This is a genomic window from Pseudomonas sp. OF001 (assembly GCF_904426495.1).
GTDB lineage: Bacteria > Pseudomonadota > Gammaproteobacteria > Pseudomonadales > Pseudomonadaceae > Geopseudomonas.
The window spans coordinates 302,350-321,173 of the sequence record NZ_CAJGBM010000012.1; the positions used below are offsets into that span (position 1 = coordinate 302,350).

An 18,824-nucleotide genomic window follows, 5' to 3' on the forward strand; every position below is an offset into this window, starting at 1 on the left:
AAGGACGTGCCCCTACTCGTCCTCGTCCTCGTCCGGTCGCCAGAACGAGGCGATGGCGGCCACCGCCTCCGGGCCGATCACACTGAGGAACTGCACGATGCCATCCTCGGGTGATGGGCATAGCTCGGCGAGCCTGGCGGCGGCCTGCTGGCGGTACTCGACCGGGATCGCCGCATCTTCCACCATCGCGCGCAGGGCGCGAACCTCGTCATCATTCGCCATCATCATTCCCCTGTTCGATCAGTACCCGCTCGCCGGGCACCACCTGTGCCTGTTGGGCATCGTAGTGTTCGAGCCTTCTTCGGGTCTCGCTCAACACTTCGTCGAAGCTGAGCGACATGATCCGTTCGGCCGGCGCGATGTAAGCGCGGTGCTCGACCTGCACACCGACCTCGCCCGCGAACTCGATCGCCTTTTGCCGCGGCACCACGCGATCCAAGAAAATGTTCGCGGCCTTCAACCGGGAATCGAGGTCGACGTTCATACTCAACGCCACCCGCGCCAGCTCGTTCAGGATTTCATCGGCCTTGGCAAGCCTGGCGCGCTGGTTCTCCAGCTTCTCGCGCTCGCGTGCGGCCTTCGCTTCCGCCGAGTCGCGCCGTGCCCTACGTGCAGCAGCGACGGCGGGATCGACCTCGTCCGGCAGTCGCCGCGGGATAAGTTCGCTCATGCCGACCTCCGAAAGATTTCTGCCCGCAATGCCGCGGCCAGTTCGGCAACGCCCGGCTTGTCGAGCACCGCCCACAGCGCGGCGCGAAATCCCCGCAGGACTGCCCGACGATAGCGGCGCACCTCCTCGCTGCCGCCTAGCTCGATGTCGGCCTGCAACGAGCGCAGGATTGCCTCGATGTCGCCGGGCCGCGCCGGTCGGTTGCGGTGTTCGTAACGCTCGCGGGCGGTGCGGGCGCTGTGCACGTCCTCGACGTGCAAGGTGGTGCCGTCGAGGGTGAAAGTCGCGGTCGGCATGGCTCACCCCACCTTCGGCTGGACGTAGCCGGACCACTGCATGTCCTTCCAAAGCGCGTCGAACGCCGCGTCGTCCATGCTGGCCACGTCGGCCAGGCTCAGGTTGTCGAGCCGCGGCGCACCTGCAGGCTGTGCGACTGCGCGTGCCTGTGCCTGGAACCCGAGACGTCTGGCCTCGGCGTGTACCAGCGCGCACGGGTTTGTTCCGTTGCGGCGGCAGTCCTCATGCAGCTTCGCGATGGCGAGCGTCTTGATAAGCTCGACCTGCTGCCGAGGCATGCCGGGGTATCGCTGCATGATCGCTTCGTCGGCGTGGCGCTGCATGAAGTCGAAGGCTTCGGGCCAGTCCGGGTTTTCCTGCTGGTAGGCGGCCTCGACGGGCTCGACCTCGCTGGCGATCTGCTGGGCGTTGGCGGCGATCACCTGTCGCACATGGTTCTCGCGGGCGGCGACTTCCTGCATCTGCTGGCTGGCCTGCTGCTGCTGTTGCACGGCCTGCAGCTGCTGTTGCAGCGCCTTGACGTGACCCTCGGGATCTTCGGCGAAGTCCGGTAGCTGTTGTGCCTGCACCGGCTGCTGCGGGGGCTGCTGTGCCTGCGCCTGTGCGGCCTGTACCTGGGCGACCAGCGCGGCCCACTGCTGCTGCAGCTGCTGCTGTTGGGCTGCCTGCGCCTGCAGCTGAGCCTGCAGTTGTTGGCGGCGCTGGCGTTCCTTGTGGAGCGCGGCGAGGGGAACGCGCTTCTCGCCTGTCATGTCCGGCTGTACGTCATCATCGGCGTCTTCCTCGGCTTCGGCGTGCTGCACAGGCGGTGCCTCGGGGGAAGTCCGCGCGCGGTACTCCTCGTACCGGCTCAGGTCGTCCTGATCCTCCTCGACCGCCCGCTCATGCACAGGCGTGGTCAGCTCCGCGGCGAGGCTTTCGAGTTCGGCGGTGTTGTCGATGGCGCTCATGGGTCACTCCTCGGTGGCTACGCCGGTCAACGGCTGTTCGGTCTTGCGCGGGCGGCCGGCGCGCTTCTGCTGGTCATGCACAGCGGGCCTGCCGTAGCGTTCGATCAGCGCCTGCTCGGCTTGCTCTTGAGCGCGGCGGTCGGCTCGGCGAGCAAGTGCCTCGGCCAGCTCATCGCGCAGCTTGTCGACCTGCTTTCGATGCGCCAGCTCGGCGAGGTAGTCGGCGACCTCGCTCTGGTCGAGCGGGCGTTTCACCAGCTCGGTGACGCCATCGTGCCAACGGCCCATACGCACCTGCTTGCGCTCGGCCTGCTGTATCCGCTTGAGCCAGGTCAGCATCTGCACCTCGGCCTGCCACGCTGTGCGGCAGGTGATGCGCCGCGGGATGTCGCCCTCGATGTGCGCAGCGATGTCGACCACCGGGGCGTCGAGTACCACGATGTAGCCGGCGCCTGCTGGCTCGATCCGGCCGCGTGTGGTGTCGATGTTGCACAGCGCGACTTCGCGGCGCGCCTGTTCAAGTTCGTCGATCATGATTTCGCCTCCGACAGTTGCTGGTTGAGCTGGTCGATTTCCGCCTGCCGCGCAGCACGGCGCTGTGCGTGGTCGCGCATGTGCAGCTGCTGCAGCCTGCCCTGCACGGCGGCCAGTGACTGCCGCGCCTTGGGCAGTTCGCGGCGGATCAGCGCCTCGGCCTGCTCCAACTCGCGGATGCTCTGCTGCAGCTGCGCCGCCTCGGCGTGCAGCTCGTCGATTGTGTTCATCGGGTGTTGCCCTCCTGCTGGTCGATGCGCGCGTGGAGCTTGTCCAGCGCGGTGCGGTTGCCGGTCGTAAGCCACGGCAGCACAGCCATGCGCGCTGCCTGCTGTGCCTTGCGTTGCAGCGCGTTCAAGGCGTCGACGCGCTGCTCTGCGCCCAGTCGGTGCCACCCTCGCTGTGCCATCGCCTTGCGCGCGGCGAGGTGCATCAGGCGTCCGGCCAGGCGGCGGTATTCGTGGTGCTGCTCGGGGGTGAGGTCGATTTTCTGGCCGCGCACAGTGAGCGATTTCCCGAGGGTCGGGGGCGCCCAGCCGAGCGCGCTGGCTTCGGCCACCACGGGGTCGTCGGTCGGTTGGCTTGCCGGTGCCGGATTGAACAGGGCGCCGAGGCCGGTCGACGGGTTGGGCACCTCGCGGCCCCAACCGTCCAGGCGGGGTAGCAGGTCGTCACGCAGGCCGGGGGTGCGGTTGGCGATCCCCTCCAGCACACCGGACGGCTGGCGCATCACTCCGTCATCGGCGCCGGCGGCGCCCGCGAGGATGGCGTATGGCTGCACAAGCGATCCCAGCGTCTTGGAGACGTACCACTGTGCGTTCTGGCGCGGGTTTTCGAGGAAGCCCAGCAGGTCGGCGATGCCGGTCAACCACGTTTTCGAGGTGATGTTGTTCGCCGCGCTGGCCAGCACCTCGCCGACAGCGTCCGTCGCGGTTGTGCCTTCCCGGCCGAGCTTGCCGGTTGCGAGGTCCGCGCCGAAGCCGATCAACGATGCGAATGGGTCGGCCCGGCTGTACGACACATGGGAGCCGTCCGGCAGCTTCACGCTGTACGGGCGCCAGCCGGTCGCCATGAGCGCCTTTTTCTCGCGTTCGTTTTCCGGCCCGGCACCTGTGAGGTAGCCCGCCTGTGCGAGCATGCCGGCGGCGGCCATGACGGTCGTTCCCCAAGCGATGCGAGCGGCGGCAGACTCTGCTCGGGCGCCGCCTGCCTTGAAGTCTTCGCGCACATCCGACAGCACGGGCGCCACCGGAGTGCGGGCCAGTGCGTACTTGATGATCAGGCTGGGCGTCCTCACGAATGGCGCGACCACGTTGAGCCACGGTGCGCCCTGCTTGGCGATCATCACCGCCTGTGCAATCGGCCCCGCCTTGCTGTTGAACGTCCGCACACGGCTGGCATCGCCGGCCTGCTCGATCATTTCCGGGGTCGGGTTGGCTGCCAGCTCCTCGACTCTGGCGGAAAGCCTTGTGCCCTGGGGCAGTGTGCCGGCGGCCTTCTCCGCGCGGGCCTGACGCGCAGCGAGGGCGCGAAGCTCCGCGCCGTAGTTCGCAGCCGCAAAGAAGGCGTCCGCGGCGGTCAGAAACCTGAAAGGCAAGAGCGCGGCGGTGTCGGCGATGCGTCCAGCTACGGCTGCCTTGTCCTGATACCTGGGATCGAAGGCCGTCAAGTCCTGCAGGTTGCGCAAGGTGTGCCCGGCTTCGCGCTTGGCACTGCCGCCCAGCAGCGGGGATTCACCCGTGATGAACGCCTTGCCGGCGGCTTCGATGGCTGGCTTCTGCGCCTTGAGTGCACCGATCAACATGGCCAGCGGCTCGGCGAATACCGTCTGCCCGCGGGCGCCAACCGCGCGTTTGCCGGCGGCGATGCCGGCCGCAATGCTGCGCTCGATGATTTCATTCGCCAGCACAGCGGTGTTGCCCACCATGTTGACGACGTGCGTGCTCGGGCGACTGAGCCAGGCGGCGCGCAGGTAGTCGCCGAACAGCTTCTGCCAGAAGCCTTCGCCCTTGCGAAGCACCTTCCCGACATTGGCCCATCCGCCTGCCTGCTGCGCTTTCTGCAGCGCCAGCGCCAGAGCCTCGGCGGACTGCGCGCCACCGATCTGGTCGAGCACAGCCTGTGCGTTGGCCATCGTGTTCATGCGGCTGCGGTAGGCTGCCAGTGCGCGGCCTGACTCGGCGCGTGCGCCCGCCAGTTCACCGAACAGCGTCTGCAGCTGGCGCACATGGTCCACGAATGCGGCCTTGTCGGCGTCCCCCGCGCGGCCGGAAATGATGGCTTCCTGCCGCAGCATCACCGACTCGATTTCCTTGTGCACAAGGTCGATGGCTGCGTGGGTTTCCTCTGCGTTCCAGGTCTGCCCTAGCTTGCGGGTAAAGGCGAGCTGTTCCGCGCCGTCTAGACCAATCATGTTGGCGAGTCGGCGCTGTTCTTCAAGGCTGACGGTCCCGCGGCGTCGGGCCTGAATTTCCTGCTCGGCAGGCGTCAGCAGGTCGAGTGTCTGTTGGCGCTGGTCGCCTTCGACGCGGAGCCGGTCAAGCAGCGGGGCAATGTCGGCGCTGCCAGCGAACGGCACAGGCTGTGCGGGTGTGGCTGGCGCAGGGGGCACAGTAGCGCCCGGCGCTTGCGGCCCTTGTGCACCCGGCTGCGCGCCCTGCAGGGCGGCCTCGTTCGCCTTGACCTGCCGATGCACCTCGGCGAACGGCCCGGACATCTTCGCGGCTTCGGTGGCGCGCTGGTCGATCAGCTCGCCCACGCGGGGCTGTCGCACACCAGCGGCGCCGCCAGTAGCCGCGCCCACCACACCACCGAGGGCGGCGGACTGGCCGACACCCTGCATCAGCGGCTTGCCCGTCGCCAGGTTCTGCAGAACCTGCTCTTGGCTGGACTGGCTCATTTCTTCCAGCGACTCCAGACCGGCACCTTTCAGCACACGGTTGACGAGGCCGCTGGCGACGCTGGCGCCGTTCTGACCGGACAGCAGGGCATCCACATCGGCCACGCCAAGCGCGCGGCCAGCAGCTGCGCCAGCGGCTCCCAGCAGGCCAGTCAGGGCGCCGGTCCCGACAGCGGCTGCTGCCCCCCCGGCCGACAGGTCGCCGGTCTGCTGGCGGATGTTCTCCGCGGCCTGTCCAGCAGAGACCACACCCTCGCCGATGGCAGGCGCCAGCACCCCAGCCGAGCGCCCGAGTAGTTGCGCACCGGCGCCGACACCTCGACCGACTACGCCACCCAGCGCCATGCTGGGCAGCGACTCCACGACGGCATGGGGGATGGTCGACGGATTCCGCACGATCTGCCGAAGCGTGTCGCCGAAGCCCTGAGCCTGCCGCACAGCTTGTTGTGCTTGCTGGTATTCGGGCGTGGCCTCGGCTTCCAGCTTGGCGCGGCGCTTGGCCGGGTCGAAGCCGAACTGCGCCTGCAGCCAGTTGCCGAGGGCGCCACCGCTGGCGATGTTGCCGAGGCCCACCACCGATTCGGCCGCGCCGACCATGCCTTTCGACAGGGACACGCCGAAGTCGTCGGCCTTGTCCGCCAGCTGGCGCAGGCCATCCGGCAGGGCAGCGTTGATGCCGGCATGGGGCGAACCCGCAACGCGTTGCGGATTTGCCACCTCTGCTTCCAGATCATCGAACAGCCCGCCAGCCGGTGCCTGCTGCGGCGCGGCCTGCTCCAGATCGTCGAATAGCCCGTCCATCACAGCCCCCGTCCGTATTTGACGCGCAGGCGCCGATCAATCTCCTCGCGGAGTTGCGGGTTGGCCTGCAGCAGTCGCTGTGCCTGGGCAAGATCGGCGGCGAAGGCTGCTGCCTTGTCGTCCTGGGCTCTGGCCATGCCACCACCACCCGCGGCAATCGGGGCGGGCTGTTGCACAGGACGGTGGCCGGTCGGGACCGGAACGCCGTTGGCGTTGAACTCGACATCGACAGGCACCTGCTGCACGGCGGGAGCCTGCGGTGCGGCGCGGGAGCCGGTGGGAAGGTCAGACCACGGCTTGGGCTGTTCGCCCGCCTGCTGGCCAGCGTCCGGCACCGGCTGCCCGTCTTCGCCGATCCCGAGGGCGCCGAGCAGGTTGTTGCCCTGCGCGCCGCGCTTGAAGGGGGCGCCGAACGGTTCGTACTGGCCGGTCTGCGGGTTGAACATCATCCGCTGCACCATGTTGCCGTCGAGCGGCATATCCACGGTCTGGCGTGGCGTCGGGACTTTCGGACCATGCACAGCCGGCCCGGTGCCACCGCCGGCGGCGAGCTGGTGCTGCCTGCCCACATAAGCGTCGGCTCGCTGCTGCTGGATGCCTAGCTGCTGCTGCCTGTACGCCTGCAACGCCTCGCCCTGCTCGCGGGCCTGGGCCAGCCGCTGCTCGCCCTCGAAGACTTGCCACAGCTGTGCGGGGGTCGCACCGGCCTCGGCCATCTTGCGGCTGAACTCGGGAAGCGACGCCAGGAATGCCGGGTCGGCCATGCGCTGCTGCAGCTGCTCGGCGCTCTTGATTTCGCGCTCGGATTGGCTGGCTTGGATTTCGCGCAGGCGGTTCAGCACAGCCGCGTGGTCGAGCTGTTGCTGCTGCGCTTGCTGGGCTTGGAAGCCTTGAGCGGCGGCTGCCAGTCGCTGGCCGGTGGACATCTGCTGTGCCTGCGGGCCGCCGGCCTGCATGAGTTGCAGGCCCAGCTGCAGCATCGGGTCGTTCATGGCGGTCGGGAGCCGCTGGCTCAAGTTGCGGAAAAGGTCGGCGAAGGCCATGGCGAACTCCTCAATGAACGGTGACGCCGAGCGCGTTCAGCCGGGCCGTCGCGGCGCGCAGCATCATGCGGCGGGCGGTGGCCTGGGCGTACAGCTCGGGCTCGACAAGGGCGAACAGCAGGCGCTGGACGGCGGCGCTGCGCTTCTCGACGGCGGCGGCAAGATCGGCGAACGGGGTCATGGCTGCAGCTCCTCGCGCTGGGCGCGGTAGTGGACTCGGTCGAATCGGACGGCATGCACAGCATGCGGGCCTGGGGCGTCGGCAAGTTCCCAGCCCTGGCTGTCGACCGCCACGGGCCGGCGGCAGGTGGTGCGGATCTGGATAGTCGGGACGATGCCGCCCTGGTCGTCGGTGGTGAACGTCAACCTATACATGGTGGCGGTCTCCGGTGAGCGCGACGCGAAGCCGGCATTCGATGTCGGACAGATGCCCGGTGCGGTCGGCCAGAAAGTCGGCCAGATCGTCGAGCGACCAGCACAGGGGCGGGCGGCCATTGCGGTGGTCGTGAAGCACAGAGCCGAGCGGCAGGTTCTGGCGGCGGCGGTAGAGGACGCTGGTGTCGAGGCGGGCCAGCTCGGCGAGCTGTGCGGCGGTGACGTGGTCGGGGTGCATGGCGGCGGGCCTCCGCTGGTTCTGTGCTGATGCCAGAATACTATCGAGCGACCCGGTGCAATAGGGGTTGGCTATGTGTTCCCGACGAACGGTAAACACAGGCGTTACACTGTGTGAAATGATAAAAAATTTTGTGTCACGCAGTGGGCTTGCTGAAATTTTTATGGGGGATTTTTATGGGGCTATGTGCACAGGTTTTATTTTTATGGGGTGCGGTTTTAGTTTTATGTGCACAGGTTTTAGCGTGGAACCGCTCTAGCTCGCGGGTTTGCGGCGGGGAGTGGAATGTCACGTACTGAGTTTTGAAAATTAAGGGCTGGGGTTTCAGACCCTGTATACGTACAGAGTGACGGCCGCGAGGGGACGCCCACCCCCGCCCCGGTCGACTTTCTGCGCTGGCCAGTTCCCGCGGCTGCTGGCTGCTGGTCATGCCGGCTGGCTGCGCCTGGCGCTGGCACAGGTGGCTGGCGCGCACTGGTGGTGCTGGCGGTCGACATGCTGTGGAAAGGTCAACGGGGTTTCGAGGTGGGGCGAAGGACGAAGCCCCCTTTCCGGCGGGGGCATTTTTCGGCGATCAGGATAAAAAAGGGATAGAAGTTGTGGGTCTTGTGGCTTGGTGTGCCTGAAACCTGCGATCTAGACGCCTTTGCCCTGCGTAGTAATGTTCCACAACCTGATCCATTACCGGGTGGCGCCTTGTGGGGGCGGCGCCGGCGCCTTATAAAGCGCCTTTCCCCGAATGGATGGCGATCATGCTGCGACTCTCCGCGCTCTACCGTTTCCCGGTCAAATCCCTCGGCGGCGAGCTGCTGCAGCGTGCCGAGGTCGACGATCTCGGCCTGGCCGGCGACCGCCGCTGGATGGTGGTGGACAGCGCGAGCGGCCGCTTCCTGACCCAGCGCCAGCTCCCCGGCATGGCGCGGATCGGCGCGCGCTGGCGGGATGGCGAGACCCTGGAGCTGAGCGCCCCGGAGCGGGCGCCGCTGCGGGTGACGGTGCCGCCGGCCGACCTGGCGCTGCGCGAGGTGACGGTGTGGCGCGACAGCCTCGAGGCGCCGGATGCCGGCGACGCGGCCGCCACCTGGCTGAGCGCCTGCCTCGCTCGCGATTGCCGGCTGGTGCACGTGCCGGCCAGCCGCGCCCGCCAGGTGGACACCGCCTATGCGCAACCGGGCGACAAGGTGGGCTTCGCCGACGGTTTCCCGCTGCTGCTGATCAGTCAGGGCTCGCTGGACGACCTGTCGGCGCGGGTCGGCCGGCCGCTGGAGATGCTGCGCTTCCGCCCCAACCTGGTGATCGAGGGCGCCGCGCCCTACGCCGAGGACGGCTGGGGGCGCCTGCGCATCGGCACCGTGGAGTTCGAGCGGGTCAAGCCGTGTTCGCGCTGCGCCATCCCCACCCTCGATCCGCACAGCGGCGAGCGCTCGGGCGACGGCGAGCCGCTGCGCACCCTGGCCAGCTACCGGCGCGACGCCGACGGCGTGTACTTCGGCCAGAACCTGATCCAGCGCGGCACCGGCGTGCTGGAGGTGGGCATGCCGGTGACCCTGCTGGACTGACGGCGTTCGCAGGGTGCGCCGCGCGCACCATCCCCCGATCGCTGCTGTTGGTGCGCATGACGCACCCTACGCGAGGCATGCCCCCTGGCGCGGTCCCAGCGGTCGCCATGCTGTGAAGGGATGCCTGCTGGCATCCTTGGCGGGTTACGCCGCGGTGCGGCTAATCCCCCCTGCATTTGTGCGCCGGGTTCGCCTCACTGCGGCCCCAGCTCGCGCTCGTGCCATTCCACCAGCTTCTGCGGAGCGCCGAGCTTCTCGCCGTAGATCACCGAGTAGGACAGCACGTTCTGCACGTACTGGCGGGTCTCGTCGAAGGGGATGGTCTCGATCCAGATGTCGAACGGCATCCTCTCGTTGCCGCTCAGCCACTGGCGCACCCGGCCCGGGCCGGCGTTGTAGGCGGCCGAGGCGAGGATGCGGTTGCCGCCGAACTGGCCGTAGACCTGGCTGAGGTAGGCGGCGCCGAGCTGGATGTTGACGTCGGGGTTGAGCGCCTGCTGCGGCGAGCGCAGCGGGATGCCGAAGCGTCGCGCGGTTTCCTTGGCGGTGGCCGGCATCAGCTGCATCAGGCCCATGGCGCCCACGTGGGAGCGGGCGTCGGCCATGAAGCCGCTTTCCTGGCGGGTGATGGCGAACACCCAGCTCGAATGCAGGCCGCGGCTGCGCGCCTCGCGGGTCAGGGTGCCCTGGTGGGCCATGGGGAAGCGCACGTCGAGGTCGTCCCAGTACTGCGCCATGCTGATCGAGCGGATCGCCGGGAAGTACCACTCCATCTCGTAGCCGAGGCGCGCCTGCGCCACCAGCTCCTCGCGGCTGAACAGGCGGGCGACGTGGTACCACTCGCGGCGACCGTCGCCGATCTGCCCGCGGGCATGGAACTCGAGGGCGCGACGGATGCCGGCGGTGTTGCGCACCTTCTGCATCACCCTGGGGTCGATGGCCATCGGCTTGTGGTTGAGCTGGTAGGGCGCGTTGATCCGGTCGGCGGAGAGGAAGCCGTAGAAGTCGCGCTCGCCGGCCACCGGCAGGTACAGGCGGATCGGGTCCTTGCTGTTGGGCTGGGCCAGTTGCAGGCTGCGCGCCTGCCAGTAGCGCCAGCGGCTGGTGCCGGCCAGATCGCCGGGCATCTGCCGGGTCAGCTGGTGGGCGTCGGCCCAGCGGCCGAGGCGCAGCAGCAGGCGGGCGCGCCATTCGCTGACGGTGTCGTCGCGCAGTTCGGGGTCGTACTGGCTCATCACCCGCAACGCGCGCGAATCGAAGCGCCGCGCCAGAGTCAGGCCGATCTCGCGGGCGATGGCCACCTTCTCCTCGCTGGAGAACGGCAGCTGGCGGCTGTAGTCCTCGAGCAGGGCCAGCGCCTGCTCCGGGTTCTGCCGCGCCAGCCGGCGCAGGCCGAGGCCGACCGCGTCGGCGGTATGGCGGTCGTTGCCGGCGAAGCGCTGGCGCTGCGCCAGCAGCTCGGGCTTCTGCGCCACGTCGATCAGCAGCTGGCCCTGGGCGGCGAGGCTGCCGAGGGTCTTCTGCAGGTGGCCGGCCAGGCCGTAGTTGCGTTCCTGGGCGGCCAGCTTCAGGCGCTGCCAGCGCAGTTCCTCGGTCAGTCCCCCCTGGGCGCGCCACAGGTCGAACAGGCGGTCGCAGGTGTTGGGCTGCGACTTGCCGACCAGCCACAGGCGCCTGGCGACGATGGCGCCATCGGCGGCCTTGCCGTGGCGGAACAGGTACTCGCCCATCAGGCAGTCCAGTTCGGCGAACTCCAGCGCCGGCGAGTAATGCTTGATGAAGGTCTGCCATTCGCCACGCTCGGCCAGCCAGCGCAGCCAGCGCAGCTTCATCCAGCCGATCTGCGGCAGATCGCCGTGCTCGGCGAGGAAGGTCTCGATCTCGCGGTTGCTGGCGCTCTTCAGGCGCAGGGTCAGCTCGTCGTAGGCCAGGTGCGGTTCCAGCGGGTAGTCCCGCAGGGCCTGGCGGTAGCGCAGGTAGGGGCCCGGATCGTTCTTGTCCAGCGCGCGCTTGGCCTCGTCGTACATGGCGCGCTGCTGCGCGAGGGACGCGGCGTGGGCGAAGGAGGGGGGCAGGCCGAGACTGGCCAGCAGGCAGACGAGCAGGACGAACGGGCGGGCGCGCATGGCAAATCCGGTACTTCGGGCAGGATGGGGCGATGGGGACAAGCTTAGCGCGGCCCGGCCGGCACTCCTAGCGCCGGCCGGGCGGAAACACGCCGTGGGGAGGGAATTCCCCGGGCCGTGTAGGAAAAACACCATGCCCCGTGTGGGCAAAGGGCGAGTAGGAGTAGAATGCGCGGCCATTCCTGTGGAGGCTGTGCCCATGACCCTGCTCAAGTTCACCGACGTGTCCCTTGCCTACGGTGCCACACCGTTGCTGGACGGGGTGTCGTGGCAGATCGCACGGGGCGAACGGGTATGCATCATCGGTCGCAACGGCACCGGCAAGTCCAGCCTGCTCAAGCTGGTCAAGGGCGAGCAGCGTCCGGACGACGGCGAGATCTGGCGTGCGCCGACCCTGCGCATCGGCGAGTTGCCCCAGGAGCTGCCGGCGGCCGACGAGCGCAGCGTCTACGACGTGGTCGCCGAGGGCCTGGCCGAGGTCGGCGAGCTGCTCGCCCGCTACCACCACCTGTCCCAGCACATCCACGGCGACGACGATCTCGCCGAGCTGTCGCGCGTCCAGCAGGCGCTGGAGGCCCGTGACGGCTGGCGCCTGCAGCAGCTGGTGGAGAACACCCTGAGCCGCCTGCAGCTGCCGGCCGACAAGACCCTGGCCGAGCTGTCGGGCGGCTGGCGCCGCCGCGTGCTGCTGGCCCAGGCGCTGGTCGCCGAGCCGGACCTGCTGCTGCTCGACGAGCCGACCAACCACCTGGACATCGGCGCCATCGCCTGGCTGGAGGAGGCGCTGCTCGGTTTCAACGGCGCGGTGCTGTTCATCACCCACGATCGCGCCTTCCTGCAGAGCCTGGCCACCCGCATCCTCGAGCTGGACCGCGGCCACCTGATCGACTGGAACGGCGACTATGCCAGCTTCCTGGTGCACAAGGAGCAGCAGCTGGCGGCCGAGGAGGCGGCCAACGCGCTGTTCGACAAGCGCCTGGCCCAGGAAGAGGTGTGGATCCGCCAGGGCATCAAGGCGCGGCGGACCCGCAACGAGGGCCGCGTGCGCGCGCTCAAGGAGATGCGCAACGAGCGCGCCGAGCGTCGCGAGCGCCAGGGCAAGGCCAGCATCCAGCTGGAGACCGCGGACAAGTCCGGCAAGCAGGTGATAGTCGCCGAGCACGTCGACTTCGCCCATCCCGGCGGCGAGCCGCTGATCCGCGACTTCTCCATGGTCCTGCAGCGCGGCGACCGCATCGGCCTGCTCGGCGCCAACGGCACCGGCAAGACCACCCTGCTCAAGCTGCTGCTCGGCGAACTGCAGCCGACCGCCGGCAGCATCAAGATCGGCACCAAGCTGGAGGTGGCCTACTTCGACCAGCTGCGTCATCAGCTCGAACCTGAGAAAACAGTGATCGACAACATTGCCGAGGGCCGCGAGTTCATTACCATCGACGGCCAGAACCGCCATGTGCTCAGCTACCTCGGCGACTTCCTGTTCAGCCCGCAGCGCGCGCGCTCGCCGGTCAAGGCGCTGTCCGGCGGCGAGCGGGCACGACTCTTGCTGGCCAAGCTGTTCAGCAAGCCGGCCAACCTGCTGGTGCTGGACGAGCCGACCAACGACCTGGACGTGGAAACCCTCGAGCTGCTCGAGGAAGTGCTGCTCGGCTTCCCCGGCACCGTGCTGATGGTCAGTCACGACCGTGCCTTCCTCGACAACGTGGTGACCAGCACGCTGGTGTTCGAGGGCGAGGGCCGGGTGCGCGAGTACGTCGGTGGTTATCAGGACTGGCTGCGCCAGGGCGGTTCGCCGCGCCTGCTCGGCGTCGGCAAGGAGGCGGAGGGCAAGCCGCAGGCGGAGAGCAAGCCGGCGCCGGTCGAGAAGGCGGCGCCCCCGGTGGCCGCCGCCCGCAGGAAGCTGAGCTACAAGGAGCAGCGCGAGCTGGACGCGCTGCCGGCACAGATCGAGGCATTGGAGAGCGAGCAGGCCGCCCTGCAGGAAGAGACCGCCAATCCCGATTTCTATTTGCGGCCCCAGGAGCAGACCCATGCGGCCCTGGCCCGGCTGGAGCATCTCCAGCACGAGCTGGATCGCCTGCTGGAGCGCTGGGCCGAGCTGGAAGGTTGATGTACCTGGCAACGGACACGGAGTAGGGAATGACCATCGAGTACAGGATTACCCTGGACGACAATCACGAGTTCAACTACCGGGTTGAGCTCGATCGCAGCTACGACCCGGCGCAGGTGGCCGAGGCGCCGCGCTGGACACGGCTGGATCACGAGAAGTGCAGCAACTGCCCGCTCAACGAGGTGCTCCACACCTACTGTCCGGCGGCGGTCGACCTGCATCGCGTGATCGAGGACTTCCGTGGCCTGCCGGCGTTCAAGAAGGCCCAGGTGCGGGTGATCACCACCGAGCGGGAGTACTGCAAGGAAGTCAGCCTGGAAGGGGCGCTGCGTTCGCTGCTCGGCGTGCTGATGGCCACCAGCGCCTGCCCGATGCTCTGCCGCCTCAAGCCCATGGCCCAGCAGCATCTGCCGTTCGCCAGCAACCAGGAATTCATCCTGCGCACCGTGTCGCTGTACCTGATGCGCCAGTACTACAACATGCGCGAAGGGCGGCATGCCGACTGGGAGCTCAAGGGGTTGATCCGCCATTACCAGCAACTGCAGCTGGTCAATCAGGCCTTCTGGCAGCGCATCCACGACACCTGCGAGGGCGACTCCAACCTCAAGGCCTTCCTCAGCTTCTTCTCCATGTCCTCCAGCGTGTCCTATTCGCTGGAAGCCCAGCTCAGCAAGATCCGTCCGCTGGTGATGAACGGCGGCGCCGACCTGGGGCTGTTCTGATCGACCGGCTCGCGCCGGGTGCAAGGCCCGGCGCGACGCTGATCGTCCTGCTCACGCCTTCTTCAGGTGCACCGCCAGCACGTCGCAGGGCGCGCCGTGCAGCACGTCGTTGGAGGTGGAGCCGAGCAGCAGGGCCAGGCCGTGGCGGCCGTGGCTGCCGACCACGATCAGGTCGCAGCCCTGCTCGCTGGCCAGGCGGTGGATCTCCTGGCGCGGCTGGCCGAAGGCCAGGTGGCTGTTGTCCTTGGTCAGTTCCGGGTGGCTGGCGGAGAAGGATTCCAGCTGCTTGCGCGCCTGATCGATCTGCTGCTCCTGCAGCGCCGAGAGATCCATCGGCACGTCGCCGCCGAAGGCCATGGACATGGGCTCGACCACGTGGACCAGCGACAGGCGCGAATTGCAGCACTTGGCCAGTTCGACGGCGCGCTCGATCACGGTATGGCAATCGTCGGTCATGTCGACAGCAACCAGCAGGTGTTGATAATTCATTTCGGTTCTCCGTGCAGGGAATGCATCCAGTATGGCTCAGGCGCCGCTTGCGGCCAGCCTGCACGCCCATCATGCAGCAACTCCGCGCTGCGGTCATGACATCCGTCAGTTCCGCCCGTTTCACGTTCCGCCCGGGCCTGCCCAAGGCCGATTGACAAGACTGGCGAATTCTTCGAGGGTGTGGTCAGGGATCGAACGCCTGTATGAACGCCGGCGCGGGGCCGGCGGCTATCCTTGCTGGAGGCCGCCGGGCTGCCGGCCGGAACGCGGCGCTGGCTCAAGCTTCCATCGCATGGAGATCGGACGATGATTTATCAGGGCAAGGCCATCGGAGTCGAGGCGCTCGGCGACGGCATCGCCGAACTGCGTTTCGACCTCGCCGGCGAGTCGGTCAACAAGTTCAACCGCCTGACCCTCGGCGAGCTGCGCGAGGCGGTGGACGCCCTGCGCGGCGAGGCGGGTTTGCGCGCGGTGCTGGTCAGCAGCGCGAAGGACGGCTTCATCGTCGGCGCCGACGTCGGCGAGTTCCTCGGCCTGTTCGCCTTGCCCGAGGACGAGCTGCTGGCCGCCAACCTCGACACCAACCGCATCTTCAGCGCCTTCGAGGACCTGCCGGTGCCCACGGTGGTGGCGATCAACGGCGTCGCCCTCGGCGGCGGCCTGGAGATGTGCCTGGCGGCGGACTTCCGGGTGATGGCCGAGGGCGCCACGATCGGCCTGCCGGAAGTGAAGCTGGGCATCCATCCCGGCTGGGGCGGCACCGTGCGCCTGCCGCGGCTGGTCGGCGCCGACAACGCCATCGAATGGATCTGCGGCGGCAAGGAGCACGACGCGGCGACCGCGCTGAAGGTCGGCGTGGTGGATGCCGTGGTCGCTCCGGAGCGGCTGCGCGAGGCGGCGCTGGACCTGTGCCGGCGGGCCGCCGACGGCGAGCTCGACCACCTGGCGCGCCGCCGGCCCAAGCTGGAGAAGCTCAGGCTGGCGCAGATCGAGCAGATGCTGGTGTTCGAGAGCGCCAAGGGCTACGTGGCCGGCCAGGCCGGGCCGCACTACCCGGCGCCGGTGGAGGCGATCCGCAGCATGCAGAAGGCGGCCAGCCATGGCCGCGACAAGGCGCTGGAGATCGAGTCGCAGGGTCTGGTCAAGCTGGCGAAGAGCGAGGTGGCGCGCAGCCTGGTCGGGTTGTTCCTCAACGACCAGGAGCTCAAGCGCAAAGCCAAGGCCCTCGACGGGGACGCCCGCGCGGTGCGCCTGGCCGCGGTGCTCGGCGCCGGCATCATGGGTGGCGGCATCGCCTACCAGTCGGCGGTCAAGGGCACGCCTATCCTGCTCAAGGACATCCGCGAGGAGGCGCTGCAGCTCGGCCTCGGCGAGGCCGCCAAGCTGCTCGGCAAGCGCGTCGAGCAGGGTCGCCTGAGTGCGGAGAAGATGGCCACGGCGCTCAACGCCATCCGTCCGACCCTGTCCTACGGCGATTTCGCCGCCGTCGACCTGGTGGTCGAGGCGGTGGTGGAAAATCCCAGGGTCAAGCAGGCAGTGCTGGCCGAGGTGGAGGGACAGGTGCGCGCCGACGCCATCCTCGCCACCAACACCTCGACCATCTCGGTCGACCTGCTGGCGCAGGCGCTGCAGCGTCCGGAGAACTTCTGCGGCATGCACTTCTTCAACCCGGTGCACATGATGCCGCTGGTCGAGGTGATCCGCGGCGCGAAGACCAGCGAGGCGGCCATCGCCACCACCGTGGCCTATGCGCGCCGGATGGGCAAGACGCCGATCGTGGTCAACGACTGCCCCGGCTTCCTGGTCAACCGCGTGCTGTTCCCCTATTTCGGCGGCTTCGTCCGCCTGCTGGCGGCCGGCATCGACTTCCCGCGCATCGACAGGGTGATGGAAAGGTTCGGCTGGCCGATGGGGCCGGCCTACCTGCTCGACGTGGTCGGCATCGACACCGCCCACCACGCCCGCGCGGTGATGGCCGCCGGCTTCCCCGAACGGATGAAGGACGACTGGCGCAGCGCCATCGACGCACTGTTCGAGGCCGGCCGCCTCGGCCAGAAGAGCGGTCGCGGCTTCTACGCCTACGAGACCGACAAGGGCGGCAAGCCGAGGAAGGTCGCCGACCCGAGCGTGGCCGCCGTGCTGGCGCCGCTGGCAGGCACGCCGCGCGAGCTGACCGACGAGGACATCGTCGACATCATGATGCTGCCGCTGTGCCTGGAGGCGGTGCGCTGCCTGGAGGACGGCATAGTCGCCAGCCCTGCCGAGGTGGACATGGGCCTGGTCTACGGCATCGGCTTCCCGCCGTTCCGCGGCGGCGCGCTGCGCTACATCGACAGCCTGGGCGCGGCCGAGTTCGTCGCCCGCGCCGAGCGCCACGCCGACCTCGGCCCGCTGTACCTGCCGACCGCCGGATTGCGCGCCATGGCCAGCGAAGGCCGCCGGTTCTTCGCCTGAGCCTGTCACCACTGGAGAGTGAATTCATGAGTCTGAATCCGAGAGACGTGGTGATCGTCGACTTCGGCCGCACGCCGATGGGCCGCTCCAAGGGCGGCATGCACCGCCACACCCGCGCCGAGAGCCTCTCCGCGCAACTGATCACCCGGCTGCTGGCGCGCAACCCGCAGGTCGATCCGGCCGAGGTCGAGGACGTGATCTGGGGCTGCGTCAACCAGACCCTCGAGCAGGGCTGGAACATCGCGCGGATGGCCGCGCTGATGACGCCGATCCCGCACACCAGCGGCGCGCAGACCGTCAGCCGCCTGTGCGGCTCGTCGATGAGCGCCCTGCACAGCGCGGCCCAGGCCATCCAGAGCGGCAACGGCGAGGTCTTCGTGGTCGGCGGCGTCGAGCACATGGGCCACCTGCCGATGACCCACGGCGTCGACGTCAACCCGCAGCTGTCCCTGCACGTGGCCAAGGCCGCCGGGATGATGGGGCTGACCGCCGAGCTGCTCGGCAAGATGCACGGCATAACCCGCGAGGCGCAGGATGCCTTCGGCTACCGCTCGCAGCAGCGGGCGCACCAGGCCACCGTCGAGGGCCGCTTCAGGGACGAGCTGATTCCCATGGAAGGCCACGACGAGCGGGGCTTCCTCCGGGTGTTCGACTACGACGAGACCATCCGTCCGGAAACCACCCTGGAAGCGCTGGCCGAACTGAAGCCGGTATTCGACCCGAAGAACGGCACGGTGACCGCCGGGACCTCGTCGCAGATCACCGACGGCGCCTCGTGCATGATCGTGATGAGCGGTCAGCGCGCCCGCGAGCTGGGGGTGCAGCCGCTGGCGCGGGTGCGCGCCATGGCGGTGGCCGGCGTCGATCCGTCGATCATGGGCTACGGTCCGGTGCCGGCCACGCGCAAGGCGCTCAAGCGCGCCGGTCTGAGTATCGACGACATCGACTTCGTCGAGCTCAACGAGGCCTTCGCCGCCCAGGCGCTGCCGGTGCTCAAGGATCTCAAGCTGCTGAGCAGGATGGACGACAAGGTCAACCTGCACGGCGGCGCCATCGCCCTCGGCCACCCGTTCGGCTGCTCCGGGGCGCGGATCTGCGGCACCCTGCTCAACGTGATGAAGCAGCGCGGCGGCACCCTGGGGCTGGCCACCATGTGCATCGGCCTCGGCCAGGGTATCTCGACCGTCTTCGAGCGCGTCTGATCCCCATGGGAAGGAAGGCCGGGGCCATCATGCTTCGGCCTTCGGTTTTTTCGGCCGTGCCATCGACGAGGCGAACATGACGCTGCAAACCGGACTCTACCGTCACTACAAGGGCAACCCGTACCGTGTGCTGGGGGTGGCCCGCCACTCGGAGACCGAGGAGGAGCTGGTGATCTACCAGGCGCTGTACGGCGATTTCGGCCTGTGGGTCAGGCCGCTGGCGATGTTCGTCGAGAGCGTGGAGGTGGACGGCGAGTGCCGGCCGCGTTTTGCCCTGGAGCGCGGTGAAAGCGTGGAATTTCGCTACGCTGAGGACGACCGGGTCCCGCCGCGCGCTTGACCTCGTTGTGCGGGCCAC

Annotated in this window: 19 protein-coding genes; 6 read left to right on the forward strand and 13 right to left on the reverse strand. The window is 68.4% G+C overall.

Annotation, left to right across the window (positions count from 1 at the left end; translation table 11 throughout):
* Positions 1–12: 12 nt before the first annotated feature.
* From RA210_RS09745 to RA210_RS09795, 11 genes are read right to left on the reverse strand one after another with little or no spacing between them, the layout of a single operon-like run.
* On the reverse strand, positions 13–228 hold the full coding sequence (locus RA210_RS09745; protein ID WP_201486303.1) for a hypothetical protein: 216 nt from the start codon (positions 226–228) through the stop codon (positions 13–15).
* Positions 212–670 (reverse strand): hypothetical protein, encoded by a 459-nt coding sequence (locus RA210_RS09750; RefSeq protein WP_201486304.1) that lies wholly within the window; start codon positions 668–670, stop codon positions 212–214. The genes RA210_RS09745 and RA210_RS09750 overlap by 17 nt, the downstream gene beginning before the upstream one ends.
* Positions 667–966: a hypothetical protein gene (locus RA210_RS09755; protein ID WP_201486305.1), complete on the reverse strand. Its 300-nt coding sequence runs from the start codon at positions 964–966 to the stop codon at positions 667–669. Before RA210_RS09755 ends, RA210_RS09750 begins: the two co-directional genes overlap by 4 nt.
* Before the next feature lie 3 nt (positions 967–969).
* On the reverse strand, positions 970–1,917 hold the full coding sequence (locus RA210_RS09760; protein ID WP_201486306.1) for a hypothetical protein: 948 nt from the start codon (positions 1,915–1,917) through the stop codon (positions 970–972).
* 3 nt (positions 1,918–1,920) lie between these two features.
* On the reverse strand, positions 1,921–2,451 hold the full coding sequence (locus RA210_RS09765; protein ID WP_201486307.1) for a hypothetical protein: 531 nt from the start codon (positions 2,449–2,451) through the stop codon (positions 1,921–1,923).
* Complete coding sequence (locus RA210_RS09770; RefSeq protein WP_201486308.1) at positions 2,448–2,681, reverse strand: hypothetical protein; 234 nt, start codon at positions 2,679–2,681, stop codon at positions 2,448–2,450. The genes RA210_RS09765 and RA210_RS09770 overlap by 4 nt, the downstream gene beginning before the upstream one ends.
* Positions 2,678–6,151, reverse strand: coding sequence for a hypothetical protein (locus tag RA210_RS09775; protein ID WP_201486309.1), 3,474 nt, complete (start codon positions 6,149–6,151; stop codon positions 2,678–2,680). Before RA210_RS09775 ends, RA210_RS09770 begins: the two co-directional genes overlap by 4 nt.
* Complete coding sequence (locus RA210_RS09780) at positions 6,151–7,194, reverse strand: hypothetical protein (RefSeq protein ID WP_201486310.1); 1,044 nt, start codon at positions 7,192–7,194, stop codon at positions 6,151–6,153. The genes RA210_RS09775 and RA210_RS09780 overlap by 1 nt, the downstream gene beginning before the upstream one ends.
* A 10-nt stretch (positions 7,195–7,204) precedes the next feature.
* On the reverse strand, positions 7,205–7,375 hold the full coding sequence (locus tag RA210_RS09785) for a hypothetical protein (protein WP_201486311.1): 171 nt from the start codon (positions 7,373–7,375) through the stop codon (positions 7,205–7,207).
* On the reverse strand, positions 7,372–7,569 hold the full coding sequence (locus RA210_RS09790; RefSeq protein WP_201486312.1) for a hypothetical protein: 198 nt from the start codon (positions 7,567–7,569) through the stop codon (positions 7,372–7,374). The genes RA210_RS09785 and RA210_RS09790 overlap by 4 nt, the downstream gene beginning before the upstream one ends.
* Positions 7,562–7,807: a hypothetical protein gene (locus RA210_RS09795; protein WP_201486313.1), complete on the reverse strand. Its 246-nt coding sequence runs from the start codon at positions 7,805–7,807 to the stop codon at positions 7,562–7,564. Before RA210_RS09795 ends, RA210_RS09790 begins: the two co-directional genes overlap by 8 nt.
* 752 nt (positions 7,808–8,559) lie before the next feature.
* Between RA210_RS09795 and RA210_RS09800 the strand changes: the two genes are divergently transcribed.
* Positions 8,560–9,366: an MOSC domain-containing protein gene (locus tag RA210_RS09800; RefSeq protein ID WP_201486314.1), complete on the forward strand. Its 807-nt coding sequence runs from the start codon at positions 8,560–8,562 to the stop codon at positions 9,364–9,366.
* 194 nt (positions 9,367–9,560) lie between these two features.
* On the opposite strand, the gene RA210_RS09805 is transcribed toward RA210_RS09800, so the two are convergent.
* Positions 9,561–11,492 carry a transglycosylase SLT domain-containing protein gene (locus tag RA210_RS09805; RefSeq protein ID WP_201486315.1) on the reverse strand — a complete coding sequence of 644 codons (1,932 nt, stop codon included), beginning with the start codon at positions 11,490–11,492 and terminating at the stop codon, positions 9,561–9,563.
* A gap of 199 nt (positions 11,493–11,691) precedes the next feature.
* Here RA210_RS09805 and RA210_RS09810 point away from each other — a divergent pair, with 199 nt between their 5' ends.
* Both RA210_RS09810 and RA210_RS09815 read left to right on the forward strand, forming a co-directional pair.
* Entirely contained in the window at positions 11,692–13,599 is a 1,908-nt protein-coding gene (locus tag RA210_RS09810; protein WP_201486316.1) for an ATP-binding cassette domain-containing protein, read from the forward strand.
* A gap of 29 nt (positions 13,600–13,628) precedes the next feature.
* On the forward strand, positions 13,629–14,321 hold the full coding sequence (locus tag RA210_RS09815) for a DUF6901 family protein (RefSeq protein WP_136488890.1): 693 nt from the start codon (positions 13,629–13,631) through the stop codon (positions 14,319–14,321).
* A 51-nt stretch (positions 14,322–14,372) separates the two neighbouring features.
* On the opposite strand, the gene RA210_RS09820 is transcribed toward RA210_RS09815, so the two are convergent.
* Positions 14,373–14,810 (reverse strand): universal stress protein, encoded by a 438-nt coding sequence (locus RA210_RS09820; RefSeq protein WP_136488889.1) that lies wholly within the window; start codon positions 14,808–14,810, stop codon positions 14,373–14,375.
* A gap of 306 nt (positions 14,811–15,116) precedes the next feature.
* Here RA210_RS09820 and fadB point away from each other — a divergent pair, with 306 nt between their 5' ends.
* From fadB to RA210_RS09835, 3 genes are all read left to right on the forward strand, one after another.
* On the forward strand, positions 15,117–17,264 hold the full coding sequence (fadB, locus tag RA210_RS09825) for a fatty acid oxidation complex subunit alpha FadB (RefSeq protein WP_201486317.1): 2,148 nt from the start codon (positions 15,117–15,119) through the stop codon (positions 17,262–17,264).
* Positions 17,265–17,290: 26 nt separating this feature from the next.
* Positions 17,291–18,466, forward strand: a complete 1,176-nt coding sequence (fadA, locus tag RA210_RS09830; protein WP_201486318.1) for an acetyl-CoA C-acyltransferase FadA — start codon at positions 17,291–17,293, stop codon at positions 18,464–18,466.
* A 76-nt stretch (positions 18,467–18,542) separates the two neighbouring features.
* Positions 18,543–18,806: a DUF1653 domain-containing protein gene (locus RA210_RS09835; RefSeq protein WP_136488886.1), complete on the forward strand. Its 264-nt coding sequence runs from the start codon at positions 18,543–18,545 to the stop codon at positions 18,804–18,806.
* Positions 18,807–18,824 lie beyond the last annotated feature (18 nt).